Origin of the sequence: Phenylobacterium sp., from assembly GCF_025351295.1 — a bacterium.
GTDB lineage: Bacteria > Pseudomonadota > Alphaproteobacteria > Caulobacterales > Caulobacteraceae > Phenylobacterium.
Genome location: NZ_JANXWD010000006.1, coordinates 1 through 23,380, shown reverse-complemented (window position 1 = coordinate 23,380; position 23,380 = coordinate 1). Strand labels below are relative to the sequence as shown.

General features: G+C 68.0%; 24 protein-coding genes. 9 read left to right on the top strand and 15 right to left on the bottom strand.

Annotation, left to right across the window (positions count from 1 at the left end; translation table 11 throughout):
* Positions 1-105: 105 nt before the first annotated feature.
* The 7 genes from Q0R13_RS00850 to flbT all read right to left on the bottom strand — a co-directional run bounded on the left by Q0R13_RS00850 (position 106) and on the right by flbT (position 7,410).
* Positions 106-2,892, bottom strand: coding sequence for a hypothetical protein (locus Q0R13_RS00850; protein ID WP_293898036.1), 2,787 nt, complete (start codon positions 2,890-2,892; stop codon positions 106-108).
* A gap of 136 nt (positions 2,893-3,028) precedes the next feature.
* The gene (locus tag Q0R13_RS00845; protein WP_293898033.1) at positions 3,029-3,862 is read right to left on the bottom strand and encodes a flagellin; all 834 of its coding nucleotides are present in this window, start codon (positions 3,860-3,862) and stop codon (positions 3,029-3,031) included.
* Between the two features lie 180 nt (positions 3,863-4,042).
* Entirely contained in the window at positions 4,043-4,324 is a 282-nt protein-coding gene (locus tag Q0R13_RS00840) for a flagellar protein FlaG (protein ID WP_293898030.1), read from the bottom strand.
* Between the two features lie 121 nt (positions 4,325-4,445).
* Positions 4,446-5,273 carry a flagellin gene (locus Q0R13_RS00835; RefSeq protein WP_293898027.1) on the bottom strand — a complete coding sequence of 276 codons (828 nt, stop codon included), beginning with the start codon at positions 5,271-5,273 and terminating at the stop codon, positions 4,446-4,448.
* A 285-nt stretch (positions 5,274-5,558) separates the two neighbouring features.
* Entirely contained in the window at positions 5,559-6,386 is an 828-nt protein-coding gene (locus Q0R13_RS00830; RefSeq protein WP_293898024.1) for a flagellin, read from the bottom strand.
* Positions 6,387-6,656: 270 nt separating this feature from the next.
* A complete protein-coding gene (gene flaF, locus Q0R13_RS00825) occupies positions 6,657-7,025 on the bottom strand; it encodes a flagellar biosynthesis regulator FlaF (protein ID WP_293898021.1) in 369 nt (122 codons plus the stop codon).
* A complete protein-coding gene (gene flbT, locus Q0R13_RS00820) occupies positions 6,985-7,410 on the bottom strand; it encodes a flagellar biosynthesis repressor FlbT (protein ID WP_293898018.1) in 426 nt (141 codons plus the stop codon). Before flbT ends, flaF begins: the two co-directional genes overlap by 41 nt.
* Before the next feature lie 199 nt (positions 7,411-7,609).
* Between flbT and Q0R13_RS00815 the strand changes: the two genes are divergently transcribed.
* The gene (locus tag Q0R13_RS00815) at positions 7,610-9,403 is read left to right on the top strand and encodes a tetratricopeptide repeat protein (protein ID WP_293898015.1); all 1,794 of its coding nucleotides are present in this window, start codon (positions 7,610-7,612) and stop codon (positions 9,401-9,403) included.
* Positions 9,404-9,477: 74 nt separating this feature from the next.
* Complete coding sequence (locus Q0R13_RS00810) at positions 9,478-9,789, top strand: primosomal protein (protein ID WP_293898012.1); 312 nt, start codon at positions 9,478-9,480, stop codon at positions 9,787-9,789.
* A 133-nt stretch (positions 9,790-9,922) separates the two neighbouring features.
* Here the strand turns inward: Q0R13_RS00810 and pseH are convergent, their stop codons facing one another.
* The gene (gene pseH, locus Q0R13_RS00805; protein WP_293898009.1) at positions 9,923-10,495 is read right to left on the bottom strand and encodes a UDP-4-amino-4,6-dideoxy-N-acetyl-beta-L-altrosamine N-acetyltransferase; all 573 of its coding nucleotides are present in this window, start codon (positions 10,493-10,495) and stop codon (positions 9,923-9,925) included.
* The gene (locus Q0R13_RS00800; protein WP_293898006.1) at positions 10,492-11,193 is read right to left on the bottom strand and encodes a glycosyltransferase family protein; all 702 of its coding nucleotides are present in this window, start codon (positions 11,191-11,193) and stop codon (positions 10,492-10,494) included. The genes pseH and Q0R13_RS00800 overlap by 4 nt, the downstream gene beginning before the upstream one ends.
* Positions 11,194-11,422: 229 nt before the next feature.
* Here Q0R13_RS00800 and Q0R13_RS00795 point away from each other — a divergent pair, with 229 nt between their 5' ends.
* Together Q0R13_RS00795 and Q0R13_RS00790 are read left to right on the top strand one after the other, a co-directional pair.
* Positions 11,423-12,292: a MoxR family ATPase gene (locus Q0R13_RS00795; RefSeq protein ID WP_293898002.1), complete on the top strand. Its 870-nt coding sequence runs from the start codon at positions 11,423-11,425 to the stop codon at positions 12,290-12,292.
* Between the two features lie 92 nt (positions 12,293-12,384).
* The gene (locus Q0R13_RS00790; protein WP_293897999.1) at positions 12,385-13,236 is read left to right on the top strand and encodes a hypothetical protein; all 852 of its coding nucleotides are present in this window, start codon (positions 12,385-12,387) and stop codon (positions 13,234-13,236) included.
* Positions 13,237-13,291: 55 nt separating this feature from the next.
* Here Q0R13_RS00790 and Q0R13_RS00785 read toward each other — a convergent pair whose 3' ends face one another.
* Positions 13,292-13,663, bottom strand: a complete 372-nt coding sequence (locus Q0R13_RS00785; protein ID WP_293897996.1) for a hypothetical protein — start codon at positions 13,661-13,663, stop codon at positions 13,292-13,294.
* Between the two features lie 32 nt (positions 13,664-13,695).
* Entirely contained in the window at positions 13,696-14,508 is an 813-nt protein-coding gene (locus tag Q0R13_RS00780; protein WP_293897994.1) for a universal stress protein, read from the bottom strand.
* 108 nt (positions 14,509-14,616) lie between these two features.
* On the opposite strand from Q0R13_RS00780, the gene Q0R13_RS00775 reads away from it, so the two are divergent.
* Both Q0R13_RS00775 and Q0R13_RS00770 read left to right on the top strand, forming a co-directional pair.
* Positions 14,617-15,261 carry an HD family hydrolase gene (locus Q0R13_RS00775; protein WP_293897991.1) on the top strand — a complete coding sequence of 215 codons (645 nt, stop codon included), beginning with the start codon at positions 14,617-14,619 and terminating at the stop codon, positions 15,259-15,261.
* A 24-nt stretch (positions 15,262-15,285) separates the two neighbouring features.
* A complete protein-coding gene (locus Q0R13_RS00770; protein WP_293897988.1) occupies positions 15,286-16,248 on the top strand; it encodes an NAD regulator in 963 nt (320 codons plus the stop codon).
* A 194-nt stretch (positions 16,249-16,442) separates the two neighbouring features.
* Here the strand turns inward: Q0R13_RS00770 and Q0R13_RS00765 are convergent, their stop codons facing one another.
* The 3 genes from Q0R13_RS00765 to Q0R13_RS00755 form a co-directional block, all read right to left on the bottom strand.
* A complete protein-coding gene (locus Q0R13_RS00765; protein WP_293897985.1) occupies positions 16,443-17,378 on the bottom strand; it encodes a sterol desaturase family protein in 936 nt (311 codons plus the stop codon).
* The gene (locus tag Q0R13_RS00760) at positions 17,375-17,776 is read right to left on the bottom strand and encodes a hypothetical protein (RefSeq protein WP_293897982.1); all 402 of its coding nucleotides are present in this window, start codon (positions 17,774-17,776) and stop codon (positions 17,375-17,377) included. The genes Q0R13_RS00765 and Q0R13_RS00760 overlap by 4 nt, the downstream gene beginning before the upstream one ends.
* A 149-nt stretch (positions 17,777-17,925) precedes the next feature.
* Complete coding sequence (locus Q0R13_RS00755; protein WP_293897979.1) at positions 17,926-18,477, bottom strand: porin family protein; 552 nt, start codon at positions 18,475-18,477, stop codon at positions 17,926-17,928.
* 247 nt (positions 18,478-18,724) lie between these two features.
* On the opposite strand from Q0R13_RS00755, the gene Q0R13_RS00750 reads away from it, so the two are divergent.
* Positions 18,725-19,843, top strand: a complete 1,119-nt coding sequence (locus tag Q0R13_RS00750) for a beta-ketoacyl-ACP synthase III (RefSeq protein ID WP_293897977.1) — start codon at positions 18,725-18,727, stop codon at positions 19,841-19,843.
* Between the two features lie 89 nt (positions 19,844-19,932).
* Here Q0R13_RS00750 and Q0R13_RS00745 read toward each other — a convergent pair whose 3' ends face one another.
* Positions 19,933-21,147, bottom strand: a complete 1,215-nt coding sequence (locus tag Q0R13_RS00745) for a M48 family metalloprotease (RefSeq protein WP_293897975.1) — start codon at positions 21,145-21,147, stop codon at positions 19,933-19,935.
* A gap of 84 nt (positions 21,148-21,231) precedes the next feature.
* Between Q0R13_RS00745 and Q0R13_RS00740 the strand changes: the two genes are divergently transcribed.
* Together Q0R13_RS00740 and Q0R13_RS00735 are read left to right on the top strand one after the other, a co-directional pair.
* Positions 21,232-22,953 carry a D-aminoacylase gene (locus Q0R13_RS00740; RefSeq protein WP_293897972.1) on the top strand — a complete coding sequence of 574 codons (1,722 nt, stop codon included), beginning with the start codon at positions 21,232-21,234 and terminating at the stop codon, positions 22,951-22,953.
* Between the two features lie 140 nt (positions 22,954-23,093).
* On the top strand, positions 23,094-23,380 hold a 287-nt coding region (locus tag Q0R13_RS00735; protein ID WP_293897969.1), incomplete at its 3' end, for a transposase.

Genomic DNA, 23,380 nt, shown 5'->3' with positions numbered 1-23,380 from the left:
TGAACCAGACAAAAAGGCCCTAACTCTTTGAATTAGAGCGCGTCGGGCGGCGAAACCGGATCCACTTTCGCCTGACGCGCTCTAGCGGCCGCACCTTTCAAGGCGTCAGCCGCCGCCGCCCAGGCGATCCAGGGCCGCCTGGTAGTTGGCGATCTGGTTGGTGAGGTAGGCCGGGACCGGTCCGCTCTTGGCCTTGGCGGCGGCGACCTGGGCGGATTGCGGCGAGGCGGCGGCCACCAAGTCCTTGTAGGCCTTGCGGATTACGCCCATGGCCGCGGAGACCTCCGCCGCGGCGTGGCTGGTCGCCGTGGCGTCGTCGAGGTTGAGGTTGCTGGGCAGGCTCAGGCCATAGATCTGGGCCCGGCCGTCGGCCGGCGTCGTCCCGTTTGACGTGACCACCGTGCTGCGCACAACGCCTTCCGGAATCCCCAGCAAAGCCAAGGCGTTCTTGTCAGTCTTTCCCGCGCCGAACTCGACGATGGTGCGGCTGTTCTGCGGAACGACGGTCAGTTTGCGGCTGCCGTCGGCGCTGCCGATGGTGACCTTGGCCTGGAAGCCGGTGGCGCGGCGAATCTTCTGGGCCAGGGTGTCCAGGGTTTCGGCGGCGTCCAGGGTGATCGTCTGGGCGTGGCCCGTGCCGATGCGGACGGTGAACTGCTCGCCGGCCCGCAGGCTGGTGGCGGCGGTGATCTGCGGGGAATCGGTAAGGTCGATGGTCCCCTTCGGCAGGCCCAGCTTGTCCAGGGCGCTGGCCCCGCTGGTGTCCACCGCGATCGAGTTGGGCGCGGCGAAGCCGTCCTTGCCGGTGAAGCGCCGAGACCAGTCGATATTGCCGCCGGCGATGTCCAGCTTGGCGAGAAAGCCATCCTTCTTGCCGACCGCGGGCTGTCCCGGCAGGTCGGTCCCCGCGGACCCGGCGATCCACACCTGGCCGTTCTGGACCGAGAGCGCGGTGGCCCGGTCGTTGCCAGTCCCGCCGTAGTAGGCGACGGCGTCCGCCCCGGACGCGACGAGGTCGGCCGAGAGCCGCGCGGCGAAGGCGTCGACGCCGCCGGAGTTGGCCCGCGTCACCGTGCCGGCGTCGAGGGCGGCGTTGGCGGTGGAGCCGGCGACGACCACCTGGCCGCCGTCCAGTCCCAGGCCGGTGATGTCGCCACCCTGCAGGTCGCCGAGGTCGCGGGTGGCGGTCAACGCCGGCGTCCCGCTGGAGATGTCGAACCGGCGCAGCACGCCGCGGCCGTTCTCGACGCTGGCGGTGACCAGCGATGTCCCGTCCACCACCACGCCGGCCGGCCGGTCGTCGGCGGAGGTGCCGAAGTTCTGGGTGAAGGTGGTGGCCACCTTGCCCTTGGAGTCCGGCGGGGCGAAGGCCTCGATGTAGCTGTCCCAGCCGCCCAGGCCGCTGGCCCCCGGGAGCGCCGATTTCGAGCGCCCGGCCACATAGACCGAGCCGTCGGCGCCGAAGGTGAGCTGGCTGGCCTCGTCGGCCTGCCGCGCGCCCCGCCGCTGGGTATAGATTTCCTCGCCGTCGGCGTTGAACGTCGTCACGAAGCTGTCCGACTGTCCGGCGTAGACGCCGACCTCGCCAGAGTTCAGCGCGCCCTCGGTGGCCCCGTTCAGGCCCCCGCTGACCGAACCGGCGATCGCCACCTTGCCGTCGGCCGACACCGCCAGGGCCAGGCCGGTGGCGCTGTCCGACGCGCCCAGGGTGCGGCTGAACACCTGATTGCCGGCGGCGTCGTACTTGATCAGAGCCACGTCCTGGGCGCCCAGGATGTCCTGGCCGGCGGTCTTCGCCGTCACGTCGGCCAGCATATAGACCGAGCCGTCCGGCCCGACCTTTGTGGCCCGCACGGTCTTGACCTCGGGCCCGAGGGTCCTGGCGAAGGCGCGGCCGTCGACCCAGTTGGCCTCGTTCTGCCCCTGGACCGGCGCATCGACCGCCGTGGTGTCGGTCTGGAACTTCAGCAGCTGCTGCTTGATGACGCCGTCGTTGGTGTCGACCTTGCCGTCCGGGTTCGGGTCGCCCGCGCCCTGGGCCATGTAGACCGCGCCGGCGGTGGCCGTGGCGCTGAAGCTGACGGTCTCGCCGTTGGGCCGGACCTTGAACGCGAACTGATCGGGGCCGAAGCCCAGGCTGACCGTCTTGGTTCCGACCTTGGTGGTGCGCTCCAGCCCCGGCAGGCGCTGGGTCGCGAAGCGGGTGTCGAGGCCTTCGGCCGTCAGCTTGCCGTTGATGAAATTGACCACATTGGCGATCGAGCGCGTCTGGGTTCCCATCTCCGACAGGTCGATGCCGACGCTATGAACGACACCGGAGCGTTTGACATCTATGGAGAACTGGACATTTCCCTGGAACGCCGGGACCGCGTCCGCGGCGGTACCGGAGTAGAGCGGGGCAGTGACGTATTCGGTCTTGGCCGCGGCCACGGGCGCTGTGGTCTTCACCGTGCTGGCCACGTCGCCGGTGGTCAGGCGCACCTTGGTCAGGTCGGCGGAGCTGACATAGCCCTGCACCTCCGCCAGCCCCTTGGCGAAGGTATCCTGCAGCTGCTTCTGCTCGATCGTGCTCAGGCCCTTCTTCTGCGACTGAGCCGCCAGGTCGCCCATGGTCGCCAGGCCCTGGTAGAGGGCGAAGAGCTTGCGATAGTCCTCGCTGGCGCCGGGCAGGTCGAGCTGGGCGGCGCCCTCGTTGATCAGCTTCTGGCCGGCCAGGGCCGACTTTACGGCCGCGGTGGTCTGGGCCGGCGTCGCATCCTTGGTCCACGGGGCGGTGGGCGCGACCTTGGCCGTGGCCGCCGACGAGCCCGAAGCACCTCCCGTCCCGCCGCCGATGCCGGCGCGGGCGTTGTAGTAGCTCAGCAGCAGGTTGGAATCGATCGACGTGACCATGGGGACCTACGGCGGTTACTTATTCCGCCGTCCGCACCCTAGGGCTGCGAAGGCTTACGAGCGGTTAAACCGGCATGCAAAAGGGCCCGGACGAACGCGCCCAGGCCCTTCAGTACGCCCCAACGGAAACGTCTATTTAGCCCTTGAAGAGCTGCAGGATGATCTGCGGCGCCTGGTTGGCGATCGACAGCGCCTGGGCGCCAAGCTGCTGCTGCACCTGCAGGGCCTGCAGGTGCGCGCTTTCCTTGGCCAGGTCGGCGTCCACCAGGTTGCCGACGCCGCTCGTGAGCACGTCGGTCAGCTTGCCGATGAAGCCTAGGTGCGCCTCGATCTGTTTGGCCTGTGAGCCCAGGTTGCCCAGGGCCTGGTTGACGTTGCTGATCGAGGCCGTGAGCTGGGCCAGCACGCCGGTGGCGAATGTCACGGTGGTGATCGAGGAGGTGCCGGCCACGGTGATCAGCGAGCCGCCCAGCGACATGTTCTGGGTCGACAGCGTGATCTTGTTGGTGGCGTCGGCATTGGCCAGGAACTGGATGTTGGTCGGGATCGAGCCGTCCAGAAGGTTCGCGCCGTCGAAGGCCGCGTTGCCGGTCACCTGCTTGAGCTGGCGCAGGATGGACTTGAAGTCGGAGTCGAGCGCCGTGCGCGAGGTGGCGTCCAGCGATGTGTCCATCGCGGCCACGACTTTCTGCTTCATCTCGACCAGCAGGTCGGAGACCGTCGCGCCGGCGGTCATCGAGACCTCGGAGATCGACTGGGCCCTCTGCAGGCTCATCTTGACCGCCCCGAGCGCGCCGATATCGGCGCGCTGGCCCTGGGCGATGGCCCAGACCGCGGCATTGTCCTTGGCGTTCGAGATCTGCAGTCCGGTGTTGATCCGGTTCTGGACCTGACCCAGGTCGTCGTTGGTCTTGTTCAAGTTCTGCAGCGCGGTCAGCGCGGACTTATTCGTGTGGACGCCGATCGTCATCACGCTCTCCTAGCGGTGCGGTCACGGGAGCGAGTCGCAACCGGGCCGTGCTCTAACGCTAGACATTCGTGGTGAGCAGATGGTTAACGCCGATCACGACAAGCGCCGCCGCCGGAGGCTTCCGGGGCGGGCGGGACATTTTGTCCTGCGCCTCGCCGGTAGGGCGAGCGGCGGTTCGGCTCAGGCCTTGGTGCGGATCACCGCGCCCGCCGTGTACTGAAGTTCCTGCCGCAGCTTCAGGACCTCGGCCCTGGGCAGCTGCAATACGACTTCACCGGTGCGGCGGTTGACGGTCTTGTAGACGTAAGACCCGCTGGCTTGATCCTCTTCGATGACCAGTCGCATGTCGGCCGGATCGGGCCCTGTCGGGACCGGCGCCTGACCGCCGGGGGCGGTGCGGACGCTGGGCTGGACTTGGCCGGGATCTGGTGCGGCGGCGACGGCCGCGATCCTGGTTTCCATGACTCCTTCCCTTCGGCTTGGGTTGCGGCGTTGGGGCCCAAGGCGACCGGCGGACGGGAAGGCCCCGCCCGCCGGCGCGTTGGAGCGACCCCGGAACCGCGAGCGGCTCCGGGGGCAGCCCTTAGCGGAACAGACCCAACAGAATCGAGGACGACTGGTTGGCGATGGAGAGCGCCTGGACGCCCAGCTGCTGCTTGGTTTGCAGCGACTGGAGCTTGGCGCTTTCCTTGGCCAGGTCGGCGTCGACAAGGTTGCCGATACCGGCGTCGATCGAGTCCTGCAGCTTGTTGATGAAGTTCATGTGCGAGTTCAGGGACTTCGAACCCGTGCCGAGCTTGCTCAACGCGGTGGAGACGTTGGTGATCGAGGAGTTCACCGTGGCGATCATGGCGGTCGCCAGGGTGATGGTGCCGATCGAACCGGTCGCCGCCACGGTCACGTTCGAACCGCCGAGCGCCAGGGACTGGGCCTGGACGGTGATCTTGGACGTGGCGTCGGCGTTGGCCAGGGCGGCGATCGAAACGCCGCCGGTGCCCTTGATCATGTTGATGCCGTTGAAGTCGGCATTCGACACGGCCTTGGACACCTGGTCGCGCAGCGCCTTGAAGTCTTCGTTCAGGGCCGTGCGGCTGGTGGTGTCGAGCGAAGCGTCCGCGGCCGCCAGGGCCTTTTCCTTCATCTGAAGGAGTAGGTCCGAAACGGTTTCGCCGCCCGAGATGGCGACGTCCACGGTCGACGAGGCGCGTTGCAGGGATTCACGAACCGCGTTCAGCGACTGTGACGTGGCGCGTTGGTTCTGGGCGATGGCCCAGATGGCGCCGTTGTCCTTGGCGCTGTTGATCCGCTTGCCGGTATTGATCCGGCTCTGCGTCGTCGCGAGGTCGCTGAAGGTTTGGTTGAGGTTCTGCAGCGCCGCCATGGCGCTGACGTTGGTGTTCACCGAATTCATGGTGTCAGTCCTTTTTCGCAAGGAAATCGGACGCCGTTCTGGCGACCGAGGGCGTTTTGCCCAGGTCTGTAGGCAGCAAGCACCGGGCCACCCGGATCTTTACCAGTTGCGGCCTCAAGCATTTGAATTCAGAGCGTTATAGGGCTGTTATGGTTGTCTGCGCCCGGCAATTCCTGCCTAGCCGTCCAGAGAACCCGGCAATAGCTGCCGCCCACGACCGGCAACAATTGCCGGGCGCGGTCGGAAGGACACCCGGGCGGGACGAACCCGCCCGGGCTTCATGACTTAGCGGAACAGCGCCAGCAGCGACTGCGGCGACTGGTTGGCGATGGAGAGCGCCTGAATGCCCAGTTGCTGCTTGGTCTGCAGCGCCTGGAGCCTCGCACTTTCCTTGGCCAGGTCCGCGTCGACGAGGTTGCCGATGCCGGCATCGATCGAGTCCTGCAGCTTATTGATGAAGTTCATGTGCGAGTTCAAAGACTTCGAACCCGTGCCGAGCTTGCTCAGAGCCGTAGAAACGTTGACGATCGAGGAGTTCACCGTGGCGATCATGGCGGTCGCCAGAGTGATCGTACCGATGGATCCGGTCGCCGCCACGGTCACGTTCGCGCCACCGAGGGCCAGGGATTGGGCCCCAACGGTGATCTTGGACGTGGCGTCGGCATTGGCCAGAGCCGCGATCGAAACGCCGCCGGTGCCCTTGACCATGTTGATGCCGTTGAAGTCGGCGTTCGACACAGCCTTGGCCACCTGGTCGCGCAGCGCCTTGAAGTCTTCGTTCAGGGCCGTGCGGCTGTTGGCGTCGAGCGAGGCGTCCGCTGCCGCCAGAGCCTTTTCCTTCATCTGAAGGAGCAGGTCCGACACCGTCTCACCGGCCGAGATGGCGACATCCACGGTCGACGAAGCGCGTTGCAGAGACTCCCGAACCGCATCCAGCGACCGGGACGTAGCGCGTTGATTCTGGGCGATCGCCCAGATGGCGCCGTTGTCCTTGGCGCTGTTGATACGCTTGCCGGTGTTGATCCTTCCTTGGGTCGTCGCGAGGTCCGCTTGGGTCATGTTGAGGTTTTGGAGCGCGACCATCGCGCCCACGTTCGTGTTGACTGAGTTCATGGTTTTGTCCGTCCATTCTGGAGGGGATGATCCGACTTTTGTCGGTTGGGTGATTGTTCGCCCGCACACAGCTACGCAAGCTCCGGGCCAGGATTAACCCTGTTCCGGGGAGATCATTTCATTGTTTTTGCTGTAGTTTTTAGATGACCTGGACTTGGGTCGCCGTGGTGGCGTTAGCCATTTCCTGCCGCCCGGCAGGACCTGCCGGTGAGAAAGCGGACAAAATGAAAGGGCCGCGGAGGTCCGCGGCCCTTGATCGGGATGGGGTGTTCAGGCCGCGGCGGCGGCCGAGCTGGCGGCGAGGCCCTGCATGATCATCCGGTTGATCTCGATCAGCGGCTCGATGTCCTCCTGATTGCGGATCACCAGGCTGGTGTGCTTGCTCACCCAGATGCTGAGCGAGATGAACGAGGCCCGCAGCGGCTTCGGCAGCGCGTTGTCGGGGTCGGCGCAGGCGGTGGCCAGCGTCCCCCACATGCGACGGTTCCAGTCGAGCGCATCGGCCCGCCTGGAAACTTCTGACCGGTCGAGCGTGGCGGCCTCCATCAGCGCGCGGGTGACCTGCGCGAACAGACGGTATTCCGTGTCGCGCGGGCTCTCAGCCCGCGTCGCCGCCTGCTGATACGCCTGTAGGGACATGCCCCAACCTTTCGTCTTCGTATTCAATGAGTTTCCGGCACAACATCAGCGCCTTGTAGAATTCGCGTGCCATGCAGTTGCGCGAGACGTTCACGCAGTCCGCCAGGACGTCCGGGTTGGAGATGACCCCCATGAACTCGGTCAGCCGGCGGACGAATTCGTCATAGTAACGATCGGCCGAGCCCTCATCGAGGTACATCATCATGACCGGGAAATAGATACGGCGCGCTGGGGTGTTCACCGAGTCGGCCTGCATGATGTCCTTCTCGCGAAGCACCGAGGCCTTGTTCTGCAGGACCAGCACAGCTCGGCGGTCGCCGTTCTGGACGACCGCGCCGTTGAGGACGAACTTCTCCCCCGGCTTCAGCGACAGTTTCAGCGGCAAGGTCGAGCCCCAGGTTTCCGCAGCGTCGGGACGGCGATGCGATTCGATGAAATCATTCTCGGCCTCCCGGTTCGCGAACGCACGTCAGGCTTAGCGGTCACCCGTTAATGGGCTGTTGCCGTGGCCAAAACGACGCGCCTAAACCAAGGATTAAGCATAACCCGCGCAGATGCCGGACTATAGCCGGAGTCTGCCCCACATGCCGTCCAAGGCCCCTACCAGCGCCGCATCCACCGTGGCGCTCGAGACCGCCGCCGCGCCCTCCCCGCCACGTTTGGCCGGCGACGCCACGGGCCAGGCCGGGTCGCGCGACGCCTTGGCGCAGCTCACCCTGGCGATGGCCGACCTCAAGGCCATGGCGATCCAGCCGATCCTGCAGCGGGCGGTCGACGCGATCCACGCCGAGGACTGGAAGACCGCCCACGAATGGGTCGTCAAGGCGCTGAAGAAGGACGCCAAGAGCGGCTTCGGCTGGTACCTGATGGCCATCGTGCGCGAGCGGGTCGGCAACTTCGCGGAGTCGATCACGGCCTACGAGACCGCGCTCGGCCTGATCCCCGAACATGCCGAGGTTGCCAACGACCTGGGCCGCCTCGCCTACCGGATGGACATGAAGCCCACCGCGGAGAAGCTGTTCCGCCACTTCCTGCTCAAGCATCCCGGCCACGTCGAGGCGGTCAACAACCTGGCCTGCGCGCTGCGCGACCAGCGCCGGTTCGACGATGCGATCGAGGCCCTGCGCCCGGCGATCGTCAAGACCCCCAACGCCACGCAACTCTGGAACACTATGGGCACCGTGGTGGCCGAGCAGGGCGACTATCCAAACGCCGAGATCTTCTTCCAGGAGGCGCTGCGCCTCGATCCGGACTTCCACAAGGGCCGCTATAACCTGGGCAACTCGCGCCTGGCCCTGGGCGACGCGGAGGGCGCGCTGGCGGCCTGCGACGCTGCCCTGGCCAAGGTGAAGTCCGAGGACGAGCGGCAGATGATGTTGCTGTCGCGCTCCACCATCCTGATGGCGCTGGGACGGATCGGCGAAGGCTGGGACGTGTACGAGGCCCGCCTGCACGACCAGTTCGCCGACACCACCCACTTCCTGTTCGAGCGGCCGCGCTGGTCGCCGGGCGACGACCTGGCCGGAAAATCCCTGCTGGTCGTCGCCGAACAGGGGCTGGGCGACGAGATCCTATTCTCCAACGTGCTGCCCGACGTCATCGAGCGGCTGGGCCCGACCGGACGGCTGACCCTGGCGGTCGAGCCGCGGCTGGTCTCGATGTTCCAGCGGACCTATCCGCAGGCCCGAGTGGGCGCGCACGCCACCTATCTCGTGGCCGGCAAGACCATCCGCTACGCCCCGTTCCTGCTGAAGGACGTCGACAGCATCGCACTCTGGACCCCGATGGGGTCGCTGCTGCGCGAATTCCGGCGCACGGTGGACCAGTTTCCGTCCCGCACCGGCTTCATAAAGGCCGACCCCGAGCGCGTCGCCCACTGGCTCAAGGTGCTCAAAGGCGCGCCGGCGGGGCCCAAGGTGGGCCTGCTGTGGAAGAGCGCGATTTCCAGGGACGCGCGCCACCGGTTCTTCTCGCCCTTCGAGCTCTGGGCGCCGGTGCTGAAGACATCGGGCGTAACCTTCGTCAACCTGCAGTACGGCGACTGCTCCGAAGAGCTGGCCCGGGCCAAGCGCGATTTCGGGGTCACCATCTGGGAGCCGCCGGGCATCGACCTGCGCCAGGACCTCGACGAGGTGGCGGCGCTGTCCAGCGCCATCGACCTGGTGGTCGGCTTCTCCAACGCCACCCTGAACATCGCCGCAGCCTGCGGCGCGCCCACCTGGCTGATCTCGACGCCGGGCGCCTGGACGCGGCTCGGCACCTCCCGCTACCCCTGGTATCCGCAGGCGCGGACCTTCACTACGGCCGCGTTCGGGGCCTGGGCGCCGATCATGGCGGCGGTGGGCGACGCCCTGGGGGTCTACGCGGCAGAACACTGAGGCGGGGAACACTGAGTCCGCCCGCGGGTTAATCGCCTGCGCGCGACCGGCGCGCCCAGGTGTGGAGCCCGCCGATGTCCGAATCTCCCGAGTTCGACGATCAGGACCGCGCCGAGGCGCTGGACGAGAGCATGCTAAACGAGGACGCCTTGGCCGACGAGGGCCGGACGTTCGAGGAGCTGCCCGACCTGCTGGACGTGACCCAGGCCGACGGCGACCGCGACGATGACGAGGCCCTGGCCCTCGACGCCGACGAATTCGACCCGGATGCGATCGGCGACGCCGACACCGAAGAGGACGATGAACTCGACCTCCACGCGGCGACCGCCGAGCACGAAGACGACCTCGACGGCCTGGGCCGCGAGCCCGGCGGCGACGCGGAGTAGCGTGGTACTAAATTGGATTTTCAATGAGGCCCGTCATCCCGGCCGAAAGCCCGCAGGGCTGTAGAGCCGGGATGACGGAGCTTATGGAATTGAAATTCAGTGAGATCACCGATCGCGCAATCGAGTCTGGACCCTAACCCGTCACGTCGTAGCCCTTCTCCCGCAGCCGCCGGGCGCTTTCCGGGCGGCGCACGACCCAGTCCGACGCCAGCAGGCCCAGGCCGATGACGTCCAGCGGCTGGCCCTGCTTCCACACTTGTTGCCGCAGCAGCGATTCGCGGACGAAGCCGAAGGACTCGTGCAGCCGCCAGACGGCCTCGTTGCCCGCCAGGACCTCGCAGCAGAGCTTGTTGAGCGCCATCGGACCGAACACCTGCTCGATGACCCAGAACTCCACATAGGCGCCCACGCCCTTGCCGCGCAGCGAGGGGTCGGCGAGGTAGTAGGCCCACGACGTGCGGCGGTCGGTCGGCGACAGGTCGGCCAGGTTCGCCAGCCCCACGGGCCGCCCGTCGACCTCGATCATCCAGTAGCGGCGGCGCGGGTCGGCGGGCGCGGCCGCGAACCAGGCCTCGTGCTCGGCCGGGGTGATCGCATGGTCGCTGTACATCCACGCGGCCACGTCGGGCCGGTTGCGCCACTCGAACAGACGCTCCCGGTCCGCAGCCTCGAGATCGCGAAGGGTCACCGTGGGGGCATCGGTCATGTCGTCCGGCCTTCCGAACTGTTGCGCGCCAGGGCGACGACGTCGTCGGACCTGAACGCAGGATTGGCGGGATAGAGCCGCGCGTAGACCTCGCGGACGAAGTCCAGGTCCTGCGGCAGATCGACGGTCCAGCGCAGGTGGGCCAGCGACGGGCTTCGCGCGAAAGACTCCAGGCGGAAGAGCTCGGGCCGGCGATAGATATAGGGGGTCACGTGCTCGCGCTCATCGGGATCGCGGGCGTCGCGCCAAGCGTCCAGCAACGCCCCGGCCCGCATCACCTCGACGTCCAGGCCATGCGGATAGGTCCGCTCCGGCACGGTGTTGTTGGTGTAGTCGGCCCCGGTCGCCAGGTGATGGGCGATGACCTGGTCGAGGACCGCGGCGTCGGCGAGCGGGCAATCGGCGGTCAAGCGGATGATGGTGTCCGCCTCAGGAACCGTAGACAGGGCGCCGGCGAAGCGGTCCAGCACGTCGCTGAGCGAGCCGCGAAATACGGCGACGCCGCGCTCGGCGCAGGCCTGCGCCAGGGGGTCGTCGCTGGGATCCGCGCTGGTGGCGACCAGCAGGCGGTCGATCCGGCTCGCCCGGGCCAGCCGCTCCAGCTGGCGGAAGATCATCGGCTGGCCCAGGACCGGCGCCATCACCTTGCCGGGCAGCCGGGTGGAGGACATCCGCGCCTGTAGGATCGCGAGGTTCACGTCAGCTCCGATGTCGCCGGCCGGTGGCGAATCCTACGCTGATCTTCCCCAGGGCGGGGGTGGAAGATCAAGCCGGGCATTGTTTCGCTCCCGCGCCCGCGTTTTGACCGGATGCGCGGTGGAATGGCGCGGCGGCGTCATCGCGCTTGATCCGCGCGCCCGGCCCTATAGGTTGGCGCCAGACAAACAACTGTTCGAACGCGGGCGTGGGCCCGCGCGGGGAGCCTAGATGCGCCAACGTTTTGAAGGCACTGACAACTACGTCGCCACCGAAGACCTGAAGGTGGCCGTCAACGCCGCCATCGCGCTGGAACGGCCGCTGCTGATCAAGGGCGAGCCCGGCACCGGCAAGACGGTCCTGGCCTACGAGATCGCCAAGGCGCTCGGCTCCGACCTGATCACCTGGCACGTCAAGTCGACCACCAAGGCGACCATGGGCCTCTACGAATACGACGCCGTCACCCGCCTGCGCGACAGCCAGCTGGGCGACGATCGGGTCAAGGACGTCAAGAACTACATCAAGAAGGGCAAGCTCTGGGAGGCGTTCGAACACAACGTGCGGCCGGTGCTGCTGATCGACGAGATCGACAAGGCCGATATCGAGTTCCCGAACGACCTGCTGCAGGAACTCGATCGGATGGAGTTCTACGTCTACGAGACCAATGAGACGATCCGCGCCGAGGTGCGGCCGATCGTGATCATCACCTCCAACAACGAGAAGGAACTGCCGGACGCCTTCCTGCGCCGTTGCTTCTTCCACTACATCCGCTTCCCCGACGCCGACACCATGCAGGAGATCGTCGACGTCCACTTCCCGGGGATCAAGGGCAAGCTGGTCGCCGAGGCGCTGCGGATCTTCTACGACATGCGCAAGGTGCCGGGCCTGAAGAAGAAGCCGTCCACCTCCGAGCTGCTGGACTGGCTGAAGCTGCTGATGGTCGAGGATATCAGCGCCGAGTCCCTGGCCGAGAAGGACCCGACCAAGCTGATCCCGCCGCTGCACGGCGCCCTGCTGAAGAACGAGCAGGACGTGCACCTGTTCGAACGCCTGGCCTTCCTGGCCCGGCGCGAGGGCGCGGCGCGGCCGGGACAGCAATAGGCGGAGCGGCCGTCGCCGTTACGGCGAATTCACTCGCCAATGGGGGTCGCTCCGGTCAGTTTTCTGCGACGAACGGACGGAGCCCCTTGCCCATGCGCCCGCTACTCCTTCTCGCCGCCTCGGCCCTGGCCCTGACGGCGGCCGCCTGCGGGCCGAAGACGCCGGTCGCGCGCGCCGCGCTGGATTGCCCGGCCAATGAGGGCGACCTAACCCGCACGGCGATCGCCCCCGACCGCAAGACCTGCACCTACACCAACGGCGCCGGCGCCGAGGTGACCCTGCAACTGGTCTCGGTGAGCGGCGGCGTGGACCAGACCCTCTCGAACATCGAGACCAACCTGCTGGCCAACCGCACGCCGCCTGCGCCCGATTCCGACAAGGCCGACTCCGGCAAGGCCGACTCCGGCAAAGACGCCAAAGACAAGACCAAGCCCGCCAAGGAGTCCGGAAAGGCCGCGGACAAGGCTCCCGTCACCGCTGCCGACAAGGCGGCGAAGGAAGCCGCCACCGACGCCACGGAAGGCGTTCAGGTCGAGATGTCCAAGGACGGCAAGGGCACGGTCGTCACCCACAGTCATGACGGCGCCACCCGGGTGAACCTGCCCGGCATCCACATCACCGCCAACGACAATGACGACAGCGCCCACGTCCAGGTCGGCCCGATCGAGTTCAACGCCGGCGGCGACACCCAGACCCTCCGCCTGCGCCGCGACGTGCGCCTGCGCGGCGAGGCCCTGAACCCCCAACGCCGCGGCCTGCGGGCCACATTCATCTACACCGGCAAAGACCTGCCCGAAGGCTACCGGTTCGTGGGCTACGAAGCCGGCGGCCCCAAGGCCGGTCCGCTGACCATCGCGGTGGTCAAATCCAGATCCGACAGCCCCAACGGCGACGAACTCTACCCAGGCGTAAAGAAGCTGGTCCGGCTGAACGGCGGGGTGTGAGCTGAGCTCTCCTTCCTCTCCCGGGTTCCGCGGGAGAGGAATGAAGGGAGTCGCCCTAAGCCGCCCGGACCTCCACCACCTTGTACGTCAGCGGGCGGCCGTCCTCGTCGGTGACGGTGACGTATTCGCCGACCGCGAAGATGTGCTGGCCCAGGCGGTGGACAGGTTCGTCGTCGGCGGTGTCCTCGTCGTCGTAGTCGAAGAACCAGCGCTTTCCCTTGCGCGCCAACCGGCCATCGACGGGGTCCTCGTCGGGCGCGAAGCGGCGCACCGTGCAGGCGTCGCGGGCCTTGCCATAGGCCGCCTCGTCCAGGTGGCCGTCGGCCGTCAGCGGCGCGGTCAGCGCATAACCTCGATGGTCGTCGCCTCCGGCGAATTCCGTCCCCGGATTGCGGGCAAGCCGCATCACGATGCGCGACAACGACATGAGGTCACCTCCTGGCACTCAGATAATCACTGTTAGTGGGATAGAAACAGGGACGGACCGTCCGCGTTCAAAAGTGTGCGCGTCGTGCCGCCGAAGATAAACTCCTGCAGCCGCGGGTGGCCAAAGGCGCCGGCCACCAGGATATCCGCCTTCGCCGCCGCCGCCGCGTGCAGGATGGCCGGCGCGGCGTCGCCGCCGTCCTTCAGCAGTTCGACCGAGGCCTTCACCCCGCGGGCCGCATAATAGGCCTGCAGCCGCGCGGGATCGAAGGCGCGCGAGCTGGCCTTGGGCGCGCCGATGATCACCACGGCGCTGGCCTTCTCCAGCAGCGGCATAGCCAGCCGCGCGGCGCGCGAGGCCTCCTTGCCGCCGTCCCAGGCCACGGCCGCCACGCCACCGACCTTGAGGCCCTCGCGGGCGATCAGCACCGGGCGCTGCTCGTCGGCCACCATCTGCTGGAAGGCCTCGGCCAGGGGGCCACGGCCCCGCGACGGATCGGGCAGGAACACCACCACGTCCGACAGCCGGCTCTCCGCCGACAGGCCCGCCCAGACCGGGGTCTGCAGGGCTACGAACTGCATCTTGGCATAGCCGCAGCCCGCGGCGGCCTTGCGCGCGCTGGTCTCCCCCGCGGCGGTGGCTTCCTTGAGCGACTCCAGCGCCGTAGTCTGCACGCCGCCCAGGAACCCCTCGCCCATCCAGGGCATGACGTCGGCGACATCGGCCGGGGTGTAGACACAGGCCAGCTCAGCGCCGAAAGGGGCGGCGAGCATCGCCCCGGCCGCGGCGGCGGCGGCGTCTCCGTGTCCGCCCGACAGCGGCGCCAGAATGCGAGCCCAACTCATGCATGCCTCCTCTTCCCCACGCTCTATGACGCGGCGCCGAGCGACCTGGATTGATCTTTGTCAGGTCCTGGGTCAGGTCTCGACCTCGACTGTGGAAGGAATGCGTGGGTGAGGAAAGGGCTGCGTCGCACGAACCCGTCGCCCCGCGCCTGGCAGCGGATGCTGTCCGGCCGCCGCCTGGACCTGCTCGACCCCTCGCCGATGGACATCGAGATCGAGGACATCGCCCACGGCCTGGCCCGCGTGGCCCGTTGGAACGGCCAGACGATCGGCGAACACGCCTTCTCGGTCGCCCAGCATTCGGTGGTGGTCGAGGAGATCGTCGCCCACATCCAGCCCGACGTGGAACCGCGCTGGCGGCTGGCGGCGTTGCTGCACGACGCCTCGGAATATGTGATCGGCGACATGATCAGCCCGTTCAAGGCGGCGCTGGGCTATGACTACAAGCTGTTCGAGGAGCGGCTGGAAAACGCCATCCACGTGCGCTTCGGCCTGCCGGCCAAGACGCCGACGGCGATCAAGACGCTGATCAAACGGGCCGACCGCGCCTGCGCCTTCTTCGAGGCCACGCAACTTGCGGGCTTCGAGCCCGCGGAGTCGCTGGAGATCTTCGGCGCGCCGCCGGCCGGATACACGCTGACCATCCGGCCCCAGGCCCCGTTCGACGCCCAGGCCCACTACCTGCGCCGCTTCGAGCTGCTGTCCGAGGCCGCCGGCTACGTCAGGCACGACCAGGCGTTCGACACCGAATGACCGGCGCCCCATGACCAGCCCGCCATGACCAGCCCCCTCGTCATTGGCCTGTCGGCGGTGGTGGTCGCCATCAAGGACGGCGAGGCGGTGGCCCTGACGGTGCGCCAGAAGGGGCCCGGCAGCGGCCCCACCGGCCTGCCGTTCGGCCCGTTCGACCCGGGCGGCCATCGCACCTTCGAACTGGCGCTGCGGGCCTTCGTGACCGAGCAGACCCGGTTCGACCTCGGCTATGTGGAACAGCTCTACACCTTCGGCGACAAGGGCCGCGATGCGCCCCTGGCCGACCTGGGCCACGGCGACGGCGCGGCGCGGGTGATCTCGGTCGGCTACCTGGCTCTGGCCCCGGCGGCGGTGGACACCCACTTCGCCGGCAGCGAGTGGCGGCCCTGGTCGCGGATCTTTCCCTGGGAGGACTGGCGCGCCGGGCGGCCGATCGCGTTGGCGCCGATCGAGACGGCGCTGCGGGCCTGGGGCGGCGCCGACGCCCAGCGGCTGGCCCGCGCGCGGCTGCTGTTCGCGCTCGATGGCGCACCCTGGAACGAGGAGCGGGTGCTGGAGCGCTATGAGCTGCTCTACGAGGCCGGCCTGGTGCAGGAAGCCGGCCGCGACCGCGAGGAGGCCGCGCCCGCCCGCCCCGACGCCCTGGTGGCGGCCCTGGGCGAGGCGATGATCTCCGACCACCGCAGGATTCTAGCCACCGCCCTGGGCCGCCTGCGCGGCAAGCTGAAGTACCGCCCGGTGGTGTTCGAGTTGATGCCCGACGCCTTCACCCTCTCGGCCCTGCAGCGCACCGTCGAGGCCATCGCCGGCGTGCCGCTGCACAAGCAGAACTTCCGCCGCGCCCTGGAGCGGGCCGAACTGGTCGAGGGCCTGGGCCAGCTCGACGCCGAGACCGGCGGCCGCCCCGCCGAGCTGTTCCGCTTCCGCCGCGAGATCCTCGGCGCCCGGCCGGTTTCGGGGCTGAGTCTGCCGCTGTTGCGGGATTAACACCTCCTCTCCCCCGCGCAGCGAGAGGGAGAGGGTAGGGAGAGGGCCGGCGCAGGAGGCTGCGGCAGCGCTCCCGGTCCAGCGAGGATCGGCGCCGCTCGTGGATCATGGCTGGGCCCGGAGCAGAGGCGGAAAGACGGCGCCGGCCCTCTCCCTACCCTCTCCCTCTCGGCTTCGCCGGGGGAGAGGAGGGTCTAGGCCTCTTCGGTTTGTGGCGTGAGAACGGTGGGGCGGGCGTGGCCCGATACCCGGACGCTCGCTCTCTGTTTGAGGCTGGCGCTGGTGTCGCGGCTGCCGTCGGGGCTCCAGCCGGGCGGGCCGAAAACCCAGCCGAGCACATGGCGGGGCGCACGGGCGATATCCGCCGCGATGCCGATCCACTCGTGGAACGCCACCCGCAGCAGGTTGAAGGTGGCCAGGTTGTGGACGAGGCCGTAGCGGCAGGGCTCGGCATCCAGCTCCGGCTGGAAGGTGCCGAACAGCCGGTCCCAGACGATCAGGATGCCGGCGTAGTTGCGGTCAAGGTAGATGGCGTTGCGGGCATGGTGCACCCGGTGATGCGAGGGCGTGTTGAACACCGCCTCGAACCAGCGCGGCAACTTTTTTATCGCCTCGGTGTGGATCCAGTACTGGTAGACGAGACTGATCCCCTTCTGGATGGCGATCATCGCCGGCGGGAAGCCGAAGAAGGCCAGGGGCAGCCACAGCGCCCAGGTCCCGGCCACGCCCCCGGTCCAGGTCTGCCGCAGCGCCGTCGACAGGTTGTAGTGCTGGGAGCTGTGGTGGTTGACGTGCGCCGCCCACCAGACCCGCCGCTCGTGGCTCAGCCGGTGGAACGCGTAATAGGTCAGGTCCTCCAGCAGGAAGATCGCCGCCCAAGCCCAGATCGCGGTCATCGGGATCGTGAAGATGCGGTGCTGCCAGACCCAGATCGTGGCGGCGAACACCAGGCCGGCGGTCAGCGCCCCAGCCACGCTGGAGCCCAGGCCCATGAACAGCGACACCGCGGTGTCATTGGTCTCGTAGCGCGCGTCGGCCATGCGGACGCGGGCCAGCACGATCTCCAGGATGACGGTGACGATGAAGAAGGGGGTGGCCAGGGTGACCGGGTCGAAGGCCGGCGTGATCATGCGGCGAGGTCGCCCTTGAGGTTTTCCGGCGGCCACGACGGGAGAGAGATGATCGCCGTCGGCGCGGCCGCGTCGCCCAGGTTCACCCGCAGGCGGCCGTCCTTGAAGGTCGCCGCCACGGCCTGGGGCCACGGGATCTGGCGGCAGGCGAAGCCGTCGCCGACCCGGCAGATCACCAGCGCCAGGCCGCCGGACTTGGCCATGGCGCCGCAGCCGTCGGCGGCGATCCAGATCGCGTCCACCTTGCGGCCAGGGAACTCCTGCTCCAGCAGCGCCCGGGCCTTGGGCTCGTCCAGCGGCCCCGCTGGCCGCGAGATCTTCGCCCAGGCCGCGATGCCGACCAGCACGCCCACCGCGGCCGTCGACAGGGCCAGCTGAACGAAAAAGGCCCCGTTCATGGCGGTGCTCCCGTGTCTTAGGCCGCGAACGTGGGCGCGGGCGGTTCGGGGGTCAAGGAAAAGGCCCCTCCTGCGACGGAGAGGCCTTCCTTCAAGCGCAGGCGCCCGGACGGGATCGGAGGCGTCCCTGCGCCTGAAGCCCGGTAAGACTAGAACTTGCGGACGTAGCCCACGGTCCAGACGTCGGCGTGGCCCGCGTCGTGGTTGAACTCCTGGCGGGTGTAGTCGGCGCGCAGGCCATTGGCCGCGTCGAACATGTGCTGGGCGCCGACGCCGAAGTTCCAGGATTCTGCGGAGTCGGCATCGGAGATCCCGGCCACGCTGGTCTTCAGGCGGGTCGTGCCATAGCCGATCCGGGCCAGCAGGTCGGTGTTGGGCATCACCGGCAGGAAGCCCACGACATAGCCCGCGAACTCGTGGCGCAGCCTGGTGGTCACGTCGACGCCGGCGATGGTGTCGGTGTCGCTCTTGATGCCGGTGGCCGCCTCGCCCTCGACACCGATGTAGGGGGTGAAGCGATAGCCCAGGCGGCCCTGGATCACGTCCAGGTTCGCCTGCCGCCCGTCGGCGTAGCCGAGGTTGAGGTTGCCGTAGACGCCGGTGTCGACCGCGGCGGCGGCCGTCGGCTGGCCCTGGGCGGCGGCGGGGACGATGGCGGCGATGGCGGCCAGCGAGGCCGCGGCGATGAGAGCTTTTTTCATTTTTGGGGAGAACTCCGTACTCGTTCTGAACAGCCCGCCCAGGCCCTGGAGATCGGCGTCAAACGCGGCCGGCCGCGGACGGTTGTTGGGCCAAGCTTTGTTCAATGCGTGTCAGTTGCCCGCCGGCCACAGGCGGCGGAATCCCGCCGTCTGCAACACGCCGGACCCAATGTGGACGTGTTGTGCAAGACCGCCTGATCTCGACCGCCCGCGTGCTATCAAGTCGCCTTCGCCTGAGGACTGAGCCTTGCCTGACGCCGTGATCGCCGCCACCGGCCTCTACACCCCGCCGAACAGCCTCTCGAACGCCGAACTGGTCGAGGCCTTCAACGCCTATGCGGCGGACTTCAACGCCGCCCACGCCGACGCCATCGCGGCCGGCGAGGTGGCGGCCCTGATCCCCTCCTCAGCCGAGTTCATCGAGAAGGCCTCGGGGATCAAGTCGCGGTTCGTGGTCGACAAGACCGGCCTGGTCGACCCGGCGCGCATGGCGCCCAACATCGCCGAACGCTCGAACGACGAGATCTCGGTGCTGGCCGAGATGGCCGTTGCGGCGGCCAAGCAGGCGATCGAACGCTGGGGCAAGCCCGCCAGCCGGATCGACGCGGTGATCTGCGCGGCCTCCAACATGCAGCGCGCCTATCCGGCCATGGCCATCGAGGTGCAGCAGGCGCTGGGCATCGGCGGCTTCGCCTTCGACATGAACGTGGCCTGCTCGTCGGCCACCTTCGGGATCAAGACGGCGGCGGACTTCGTGAACGCCGGATCGGCGCGGGCCGTGCTGATGGTCAATCCCGAGATCTGCTCCGGCCACCTGAACTTCCGCGACCGCGACAGCCACTTCATCTTCGGCGACGTGGCGACTGCCGTGATCGTCGAGCGGACGCAGGACGCCGACGACGACGGCTGGGACATCCTCGGCACGCGGCTGAAGACCCAGTTCTCCAACAACATCCGCAACAACTTCGGCTTCCTCAATCGGGCCGCGCCGGAGGGCGAAGGCGCGGTCGACAAGCTGTTCGTGCAGGAGGGCCGCAAGGTGTTCCGCGAGGTGGTGCCGATGGTCTCCGAGATGATCGTCGAGCATGCCGGCGACCTGGGCATCGACCCCCACGGCCTGAAGCGGCTGTGGCTGCACCAGGCCAACATCAACATGAACGTCATGATCGGCAAGCGCGTGCTCGGCCGCGAGCCGGCGCCGGGCGAGAACGTGATCATCCTGGACGAATACGCCAACACCTCGTCGGCCGGCTCGATCATCGCCTTCCACAAGGCCAACGACGACTTCGTGGCTGGCGAGACCGGGCTGATCTGCTCGTTCGGCGCGGGCTATTCGGCGGGGACGGTGTTCGTGCGGAAAAGATAGTTCCGCTCATCCCTGCGAAGGCCGGGACCCAGATGGAATGACTCCGAGGCAGGCTCGATCAGCGCCACGCCGATCCAGCAGGTTCAGCGCTATTCGATCTGGGTCCCGGCCTTCGCCGGGATGAGCGGCTTCGGATGCGCCGCTTTCCAGTCCATGGCCTTGCGCACCCGGCTGCCGACCGACGGGTGATCGTAGAACAGGAATTCCTCCAGCTTCGACGGCGTTGCGGCGCGGTATTCGATGGTCTTCACCAGGGCCGTGGCTAGGCCATCGGGCTCGTTCACGTGGACCAGGGAAAAGGTGTCGGCCTCGGACTCGCCAATGCGGGTGATGGCGTTGAGCAGCGGGGTCGCCAGCAGGCCCATCACCGTGATCATGATCAGGATCACCGGATAGCCGGCCGGATCCTCGAGGCCGCCCACCCCCTTGGCGCCGGTCCAGCGTAGGACCGTCGGATAGAGCCGGGCTATCAGGAAAAACCCGACGAAGGCCAGCAGGGCCAGCTCGCCGGCCGCGCGCAGGGCGTGGCCCTCGACGTAGTGGCCCATCTCATGGCCGACGACGCCTTTCACCTCGGCCAGGTCGGCGTCGCGCTTGAACATCACGTCGCTCATGGCGATCCGGGCGGTGCCGAACAGGCCGGAGACGTTGGCGGTGTAGCGGTTGGACTGCCTGGAGCCGTCGTAGATGTAGATCTTGTCGGACGGCACGCCATTGGCCTTGGCCATGGCCACGATGGCGTCGCGGACCGGCCCGGGCGGCGCCGGCTTGTAGCTGTTGAACAAGGGGTCGACGACCACCGGCGAGATCACCAGCACGAAGACCGCGAACACCCCCACCACCCCGCCGCTCCACAGCCACCAGGTGCGCGGCGCGCGGCGGATCAGCAGGTACACCAGCTCCATCAGCACCAGGAGGCCGACGGTCACGATGGGCAGGGAGAGCAACTGTTCGCCGAACCACCCGCCCAGCGGCTGGCTGGTCAGGCCATACTGGGTCTCGCGCCACCAGCCGCTGTAGACGCTCCACGGCAGGCCGAGCCCGAAGTCCATCGCCGCATAGACCAGGACCACCGCCGCCACCGCCAGCTTCGGCCGGCTGCGGGTCCGCTCCACCCAGCCGCGCACTCGGGGCAGCACGCCGGTGCGCAGGATCATCCAGGCCACCGCCACGCCGGCTAGGGCCCCCCACAGCAGCAGCCAGTGGCCACCTTGGGTATAGGCTTGGGCCCTGGCGTGCTGGGCCGGCGTCAGCGCCGCCAGATACGCCGCCGTCGCGGCAGCCGGATCGAATCGCTGGACCATGTTCGTGCGTCTCCCCTTTGCGGGAGAAGGCCAGACACGGCCCCCGTTGTCACGTTAGGGTCTGGTAAGACAGGAGGGTCCGAAATGAAGCGTCGCCTGGCCGCCCTGACGCTGGCCGCCGCCCTGCTCGCTACCGCCGCGACGGCGGCGCCCGCCTATGATCTGATCATCCGCGGCGGCCGGATCTACGACGGCTCCGGCGGCGCCCCGGTCCGCGGCGACGTGGCGATCAAGGGCGAGCGGATCGTCTATGTGGGCCCGCATGCGCCCGGCGCCGCGCGCAAGACCGTCGACGCCAACGGCAAGGCGGTCGCGCCGGGCTTTATCAACATGCTGTCCTGGTCCAACGACAGCCTGATGGTCGACGGCCGCGGCCTGTCGGAGCTGAAGCAGGGGATCACGCTCGAAGTCATGGGCGAAGGCGACTCGATGGGCCCGCTGACGCCGAGGATGAAGGCGCTGGCGGTCCAGCGCATGGGCGACATCAAATATCCGATCGGCTGGACCAGTCTGGACGAGTATCTGCGCGGCCTGCAGGCCAGGGGCGTCTCGATGAACGTCGCCTCCTTCGTGGGGGCGGCGACGGTGCGGATCGCGGTGCTGGGCGAGGACGACGTCGATCCCACGCCGGGCCAGCTTCGGGCGATGCGGGCGCTGGTGGTGACGACGATGGAAGACGGCGCCATGGGCGTCGGCTCCTCGATCATCTATGCGCCCGGCAGCTATGCCGAGACCGACGAGTTGACCGCCCTTGTCACCGAGGCCGGCCGCTGCGGCGGCTTCTACATCAGCCACATGCGCTCGGAGGGCGACCGGCTGATCGAGGCCATCGACGAGCTGATCGCCATCTCGAAGCGCTCCGGCGCTCCGGCCGAGATCTACCACCTGAAGGCGGCCGGACGCGCCAACTGGGGCAAGCTGGACACCGCCCTGGCCCATATCGAGGCCGCCCGCGCCGCCGGCCAGCGGATCACCGCGGACATGTACACCTATCCGGCCGGCTCGACCGGCCTGGACGCGGCCATGCCCACCTGGGTGCAGGCCGGCGGCGTGGAAACCTGGATCGGCCGGCTGAAAGACCCCGCCACCCGCGCCAGGGTGATCGGCGAGATGCGCGACGACCGCGCCGGCTTCGAGAACCTGATGCATCATGCCGGGGCGGAGGGCACGCTGCTGGTCGGCTTCAGGAACCCCAAGCTCAAGCCCCTGACCGGCAAGACCCTGGCGCAGGTGGCCAAGGCGCGCGGCGAGAGCCCCGAGGACACCGCCATCGACCTGGTCATCGAGGACGGCAGCCGGGTGCAGGTGGTCTATTTCCTGATGTCGGACGAGAACGTCGCCCGCGAGACCGCCCTGCCCTGGATGAGCTTCGGTTCCGACGCCGAGGGCCAGGCGCCGGAGGGGCCGTTCCTGCTCTCGTCGACCCACCCCCGCGCCTACGGAAACGTCGCCCGCCTGCTGGCGAAATACGTCCGCGACGAGCAGCGTCTCACGCTCGCCGAGGCCGTGCGCAAGCTCTCCGCCCTCCCCGCCCACAACCTGGGCCTGCACGATCGCGGGATGCTGCAGGCGGGCGACTATGCCGACGTGGTGGTCTTCGACCCCGCCACCGTCCAGGACCACGCCACCTTCGAGAAACCCCAGCAGTTCGCCACCGGCGTCAGCGAGGTGGTGGTCAACGGTCAGTTGGCGCTGGAGTACGGGGAAGCCACGACAGCGCGGCCCGGTCAGGTGGTGCGGGGCCGTGGGTGGACGGGCTGGAAGGACGGCGGGTGCCGGAAAAGCGCGGGGAATTGGAGCTGGTAGGCGCAGCTGACGGCCTGCGGTCGGCGAAGCGGTTCAGCGAATCTCATCCGGAGCGGCACGGACCTTCCTAGGTCGTAGGGACGATTTAGGATTCCCCTGAATCGCGAGTGGTGATTCAAGACTACCTTTGGGAGGCGGTCTTGGAAGGCGAGGTTCTTAGGGACGACCAGTGGGAGCGGATCAAGCCGTTTGTGCCGGGGGGCCGCAAGGGCAAGCGGGGACCGCGCAGCGACGGTCGGCTGTTCATCGACGCGTTATTGTGGATGGCGCGCTCAGGCGGTCGGTGGCGGGATCTGCCAGAGCGCTTCGGGCCGTTCGAGCGGGCGAAGAAGCGCTACTACCGCTGGATCGAGAGGGGCGTGCTGGCCAAGGTCTTCGAGGCGGTAGCGGCCGAGGCGGACTTGGAATGGGTGATGCTGGACGCCAC

Bases quoted from the DNA above. Each gene is read 5' to 3' on its own strand.
- Q0R13_RS00850 (WP_293898036.1), bottom strand. From the start codon at position 2,892: ATGGTCACGTCGATCGATTCCAACCTGCTGCTGAGCTACTACAACGCC.
- Q0R13_RS00845 (WP_293898033.1), bottom strand. From the start codon at position 3,862: ATGACGATCGGCGTCCACACGAATAAGTCCGCGCTGACCGCGCTGCAG.
- Q0R13_RS00840 (WP_293898030.1), bottom strand. From the start codon at position 4,324: ATGGAAACCAGGATCGCGGCCGTCGCCGCCGCACCAGATCCCGGCCAA.
- Q0R13_RS00835 (WP_293898027.1), bottom strand. From the start codon at position 5,273: ATGAATTCGGTGAACACCAACGTCAGCGCCATGGCGGCGCTGCAGAAC.
- Q0R13_RS00830 (WP_293898024.1), bottom strand. From the start codon at position 6,386: ATGAACTCAGTCAACACGAACGTGGGCGCGATGGTCGCGCTCCAAAAC.
- flaF (WP_293898021.1), bottom strand. From the start codon at position 7,025: ATGTCCCTACAGGCGTATCAGCAGGCGGCGACGCGGGCTGAGAGCCCG.
- Q0R13_RS00815 (WP_293898015.1), top strand. From the start codon at position 7,610: ATGCCGTCCAAGGCCCCTACCAGCGCCGCATCCACCGTGGCGCTCGAG.
- Q0R13_RS00810 (WP_293898012.1), top strand. From the start codon at position 9,478: ATGTCCGAATCTCCCGAGTTCGACGATCAGGACCGCGCCGAGGCGCTG.
- pseH (WP_293898009.1), bottom strand. From the start codon at position 10,495: ATGACCGATGCCCCCACGGTGACCCTTCGCGATCTCGAGGCTGCGGAC.
- Q0R13_RS00795 (WP_293898002.1), top strand. From the start codon at position 11,423: ATGCGCCAACGTTTTGAAGGCACTGACAACTACGTCGCCACCGAAGAC.
- Q0R13_RS00790 (WP_293897999.1), top strand. From the start codon at position 12,385: ATGCGCCCGCTACTCCTTCTCGCCGCCTCGGCCCTGGCCCTGACGGCG.
- Q0R13_RS00785 (WP_293897996.1), bottom strand. From the start codon at position 13,663: ATGTCGTTGTCGCGCATCGTGATGCGGCTTGCCCGCAATCCGGGGACG.
- Q0R13_RS00780 (WP_293897994.1), bottom strand. From the start codon at position 14,508: ATGAGTTGGGCTCGCATTCTGGCGCCGCTGTCGGGCGGACACGGAGAC.
- Q0R13_RS00770 (WP_293897988.1), top strand. From the start codon at position 15,286: ATGACCAGCCCCCTCGTCATTGGCCTGTCGGCGGTGGTGGTCGCCATC.
- Q0R13_RS00765 (WP_293897985.1), bottom strand. From the start codon at position 17,378: ATGATCACGCCGGCCTTCGACCCGGTCACCCTGGCCACCCCCTTCTTC.
- Q0R13_RS00760 (WP_293897982.1), bottom strand. From the start codon at position 17,776: ATGAACGGGGCCTTTTTCGTTCAGCTGGCCCTGTCGACGGCCGCGGTG.
- Q0R13_RS00755 (WP_293897979.1), bottom strand. From the start codon at position 18,477: ATGAAAAAAGCTCTCATCGCCGCGGCCTCGCTGGCCGCCATCGCCGCC.
- Q0R13_RS00745 (WP_293897975.1), bottom strand. From the start codon at position 21,147: ATGGTCCAGCGATTCGATCCGGCTGCCGCGACGGCGGCGTATCTGGCG.
- Q0R13_RS00740 (WP_293897972.1), top strand. From the start codon at position 21,232: ATGAAGCGTCGCCTGGCCGCCCTGACGCTGGCCGCCGCCCTGCTCGCT.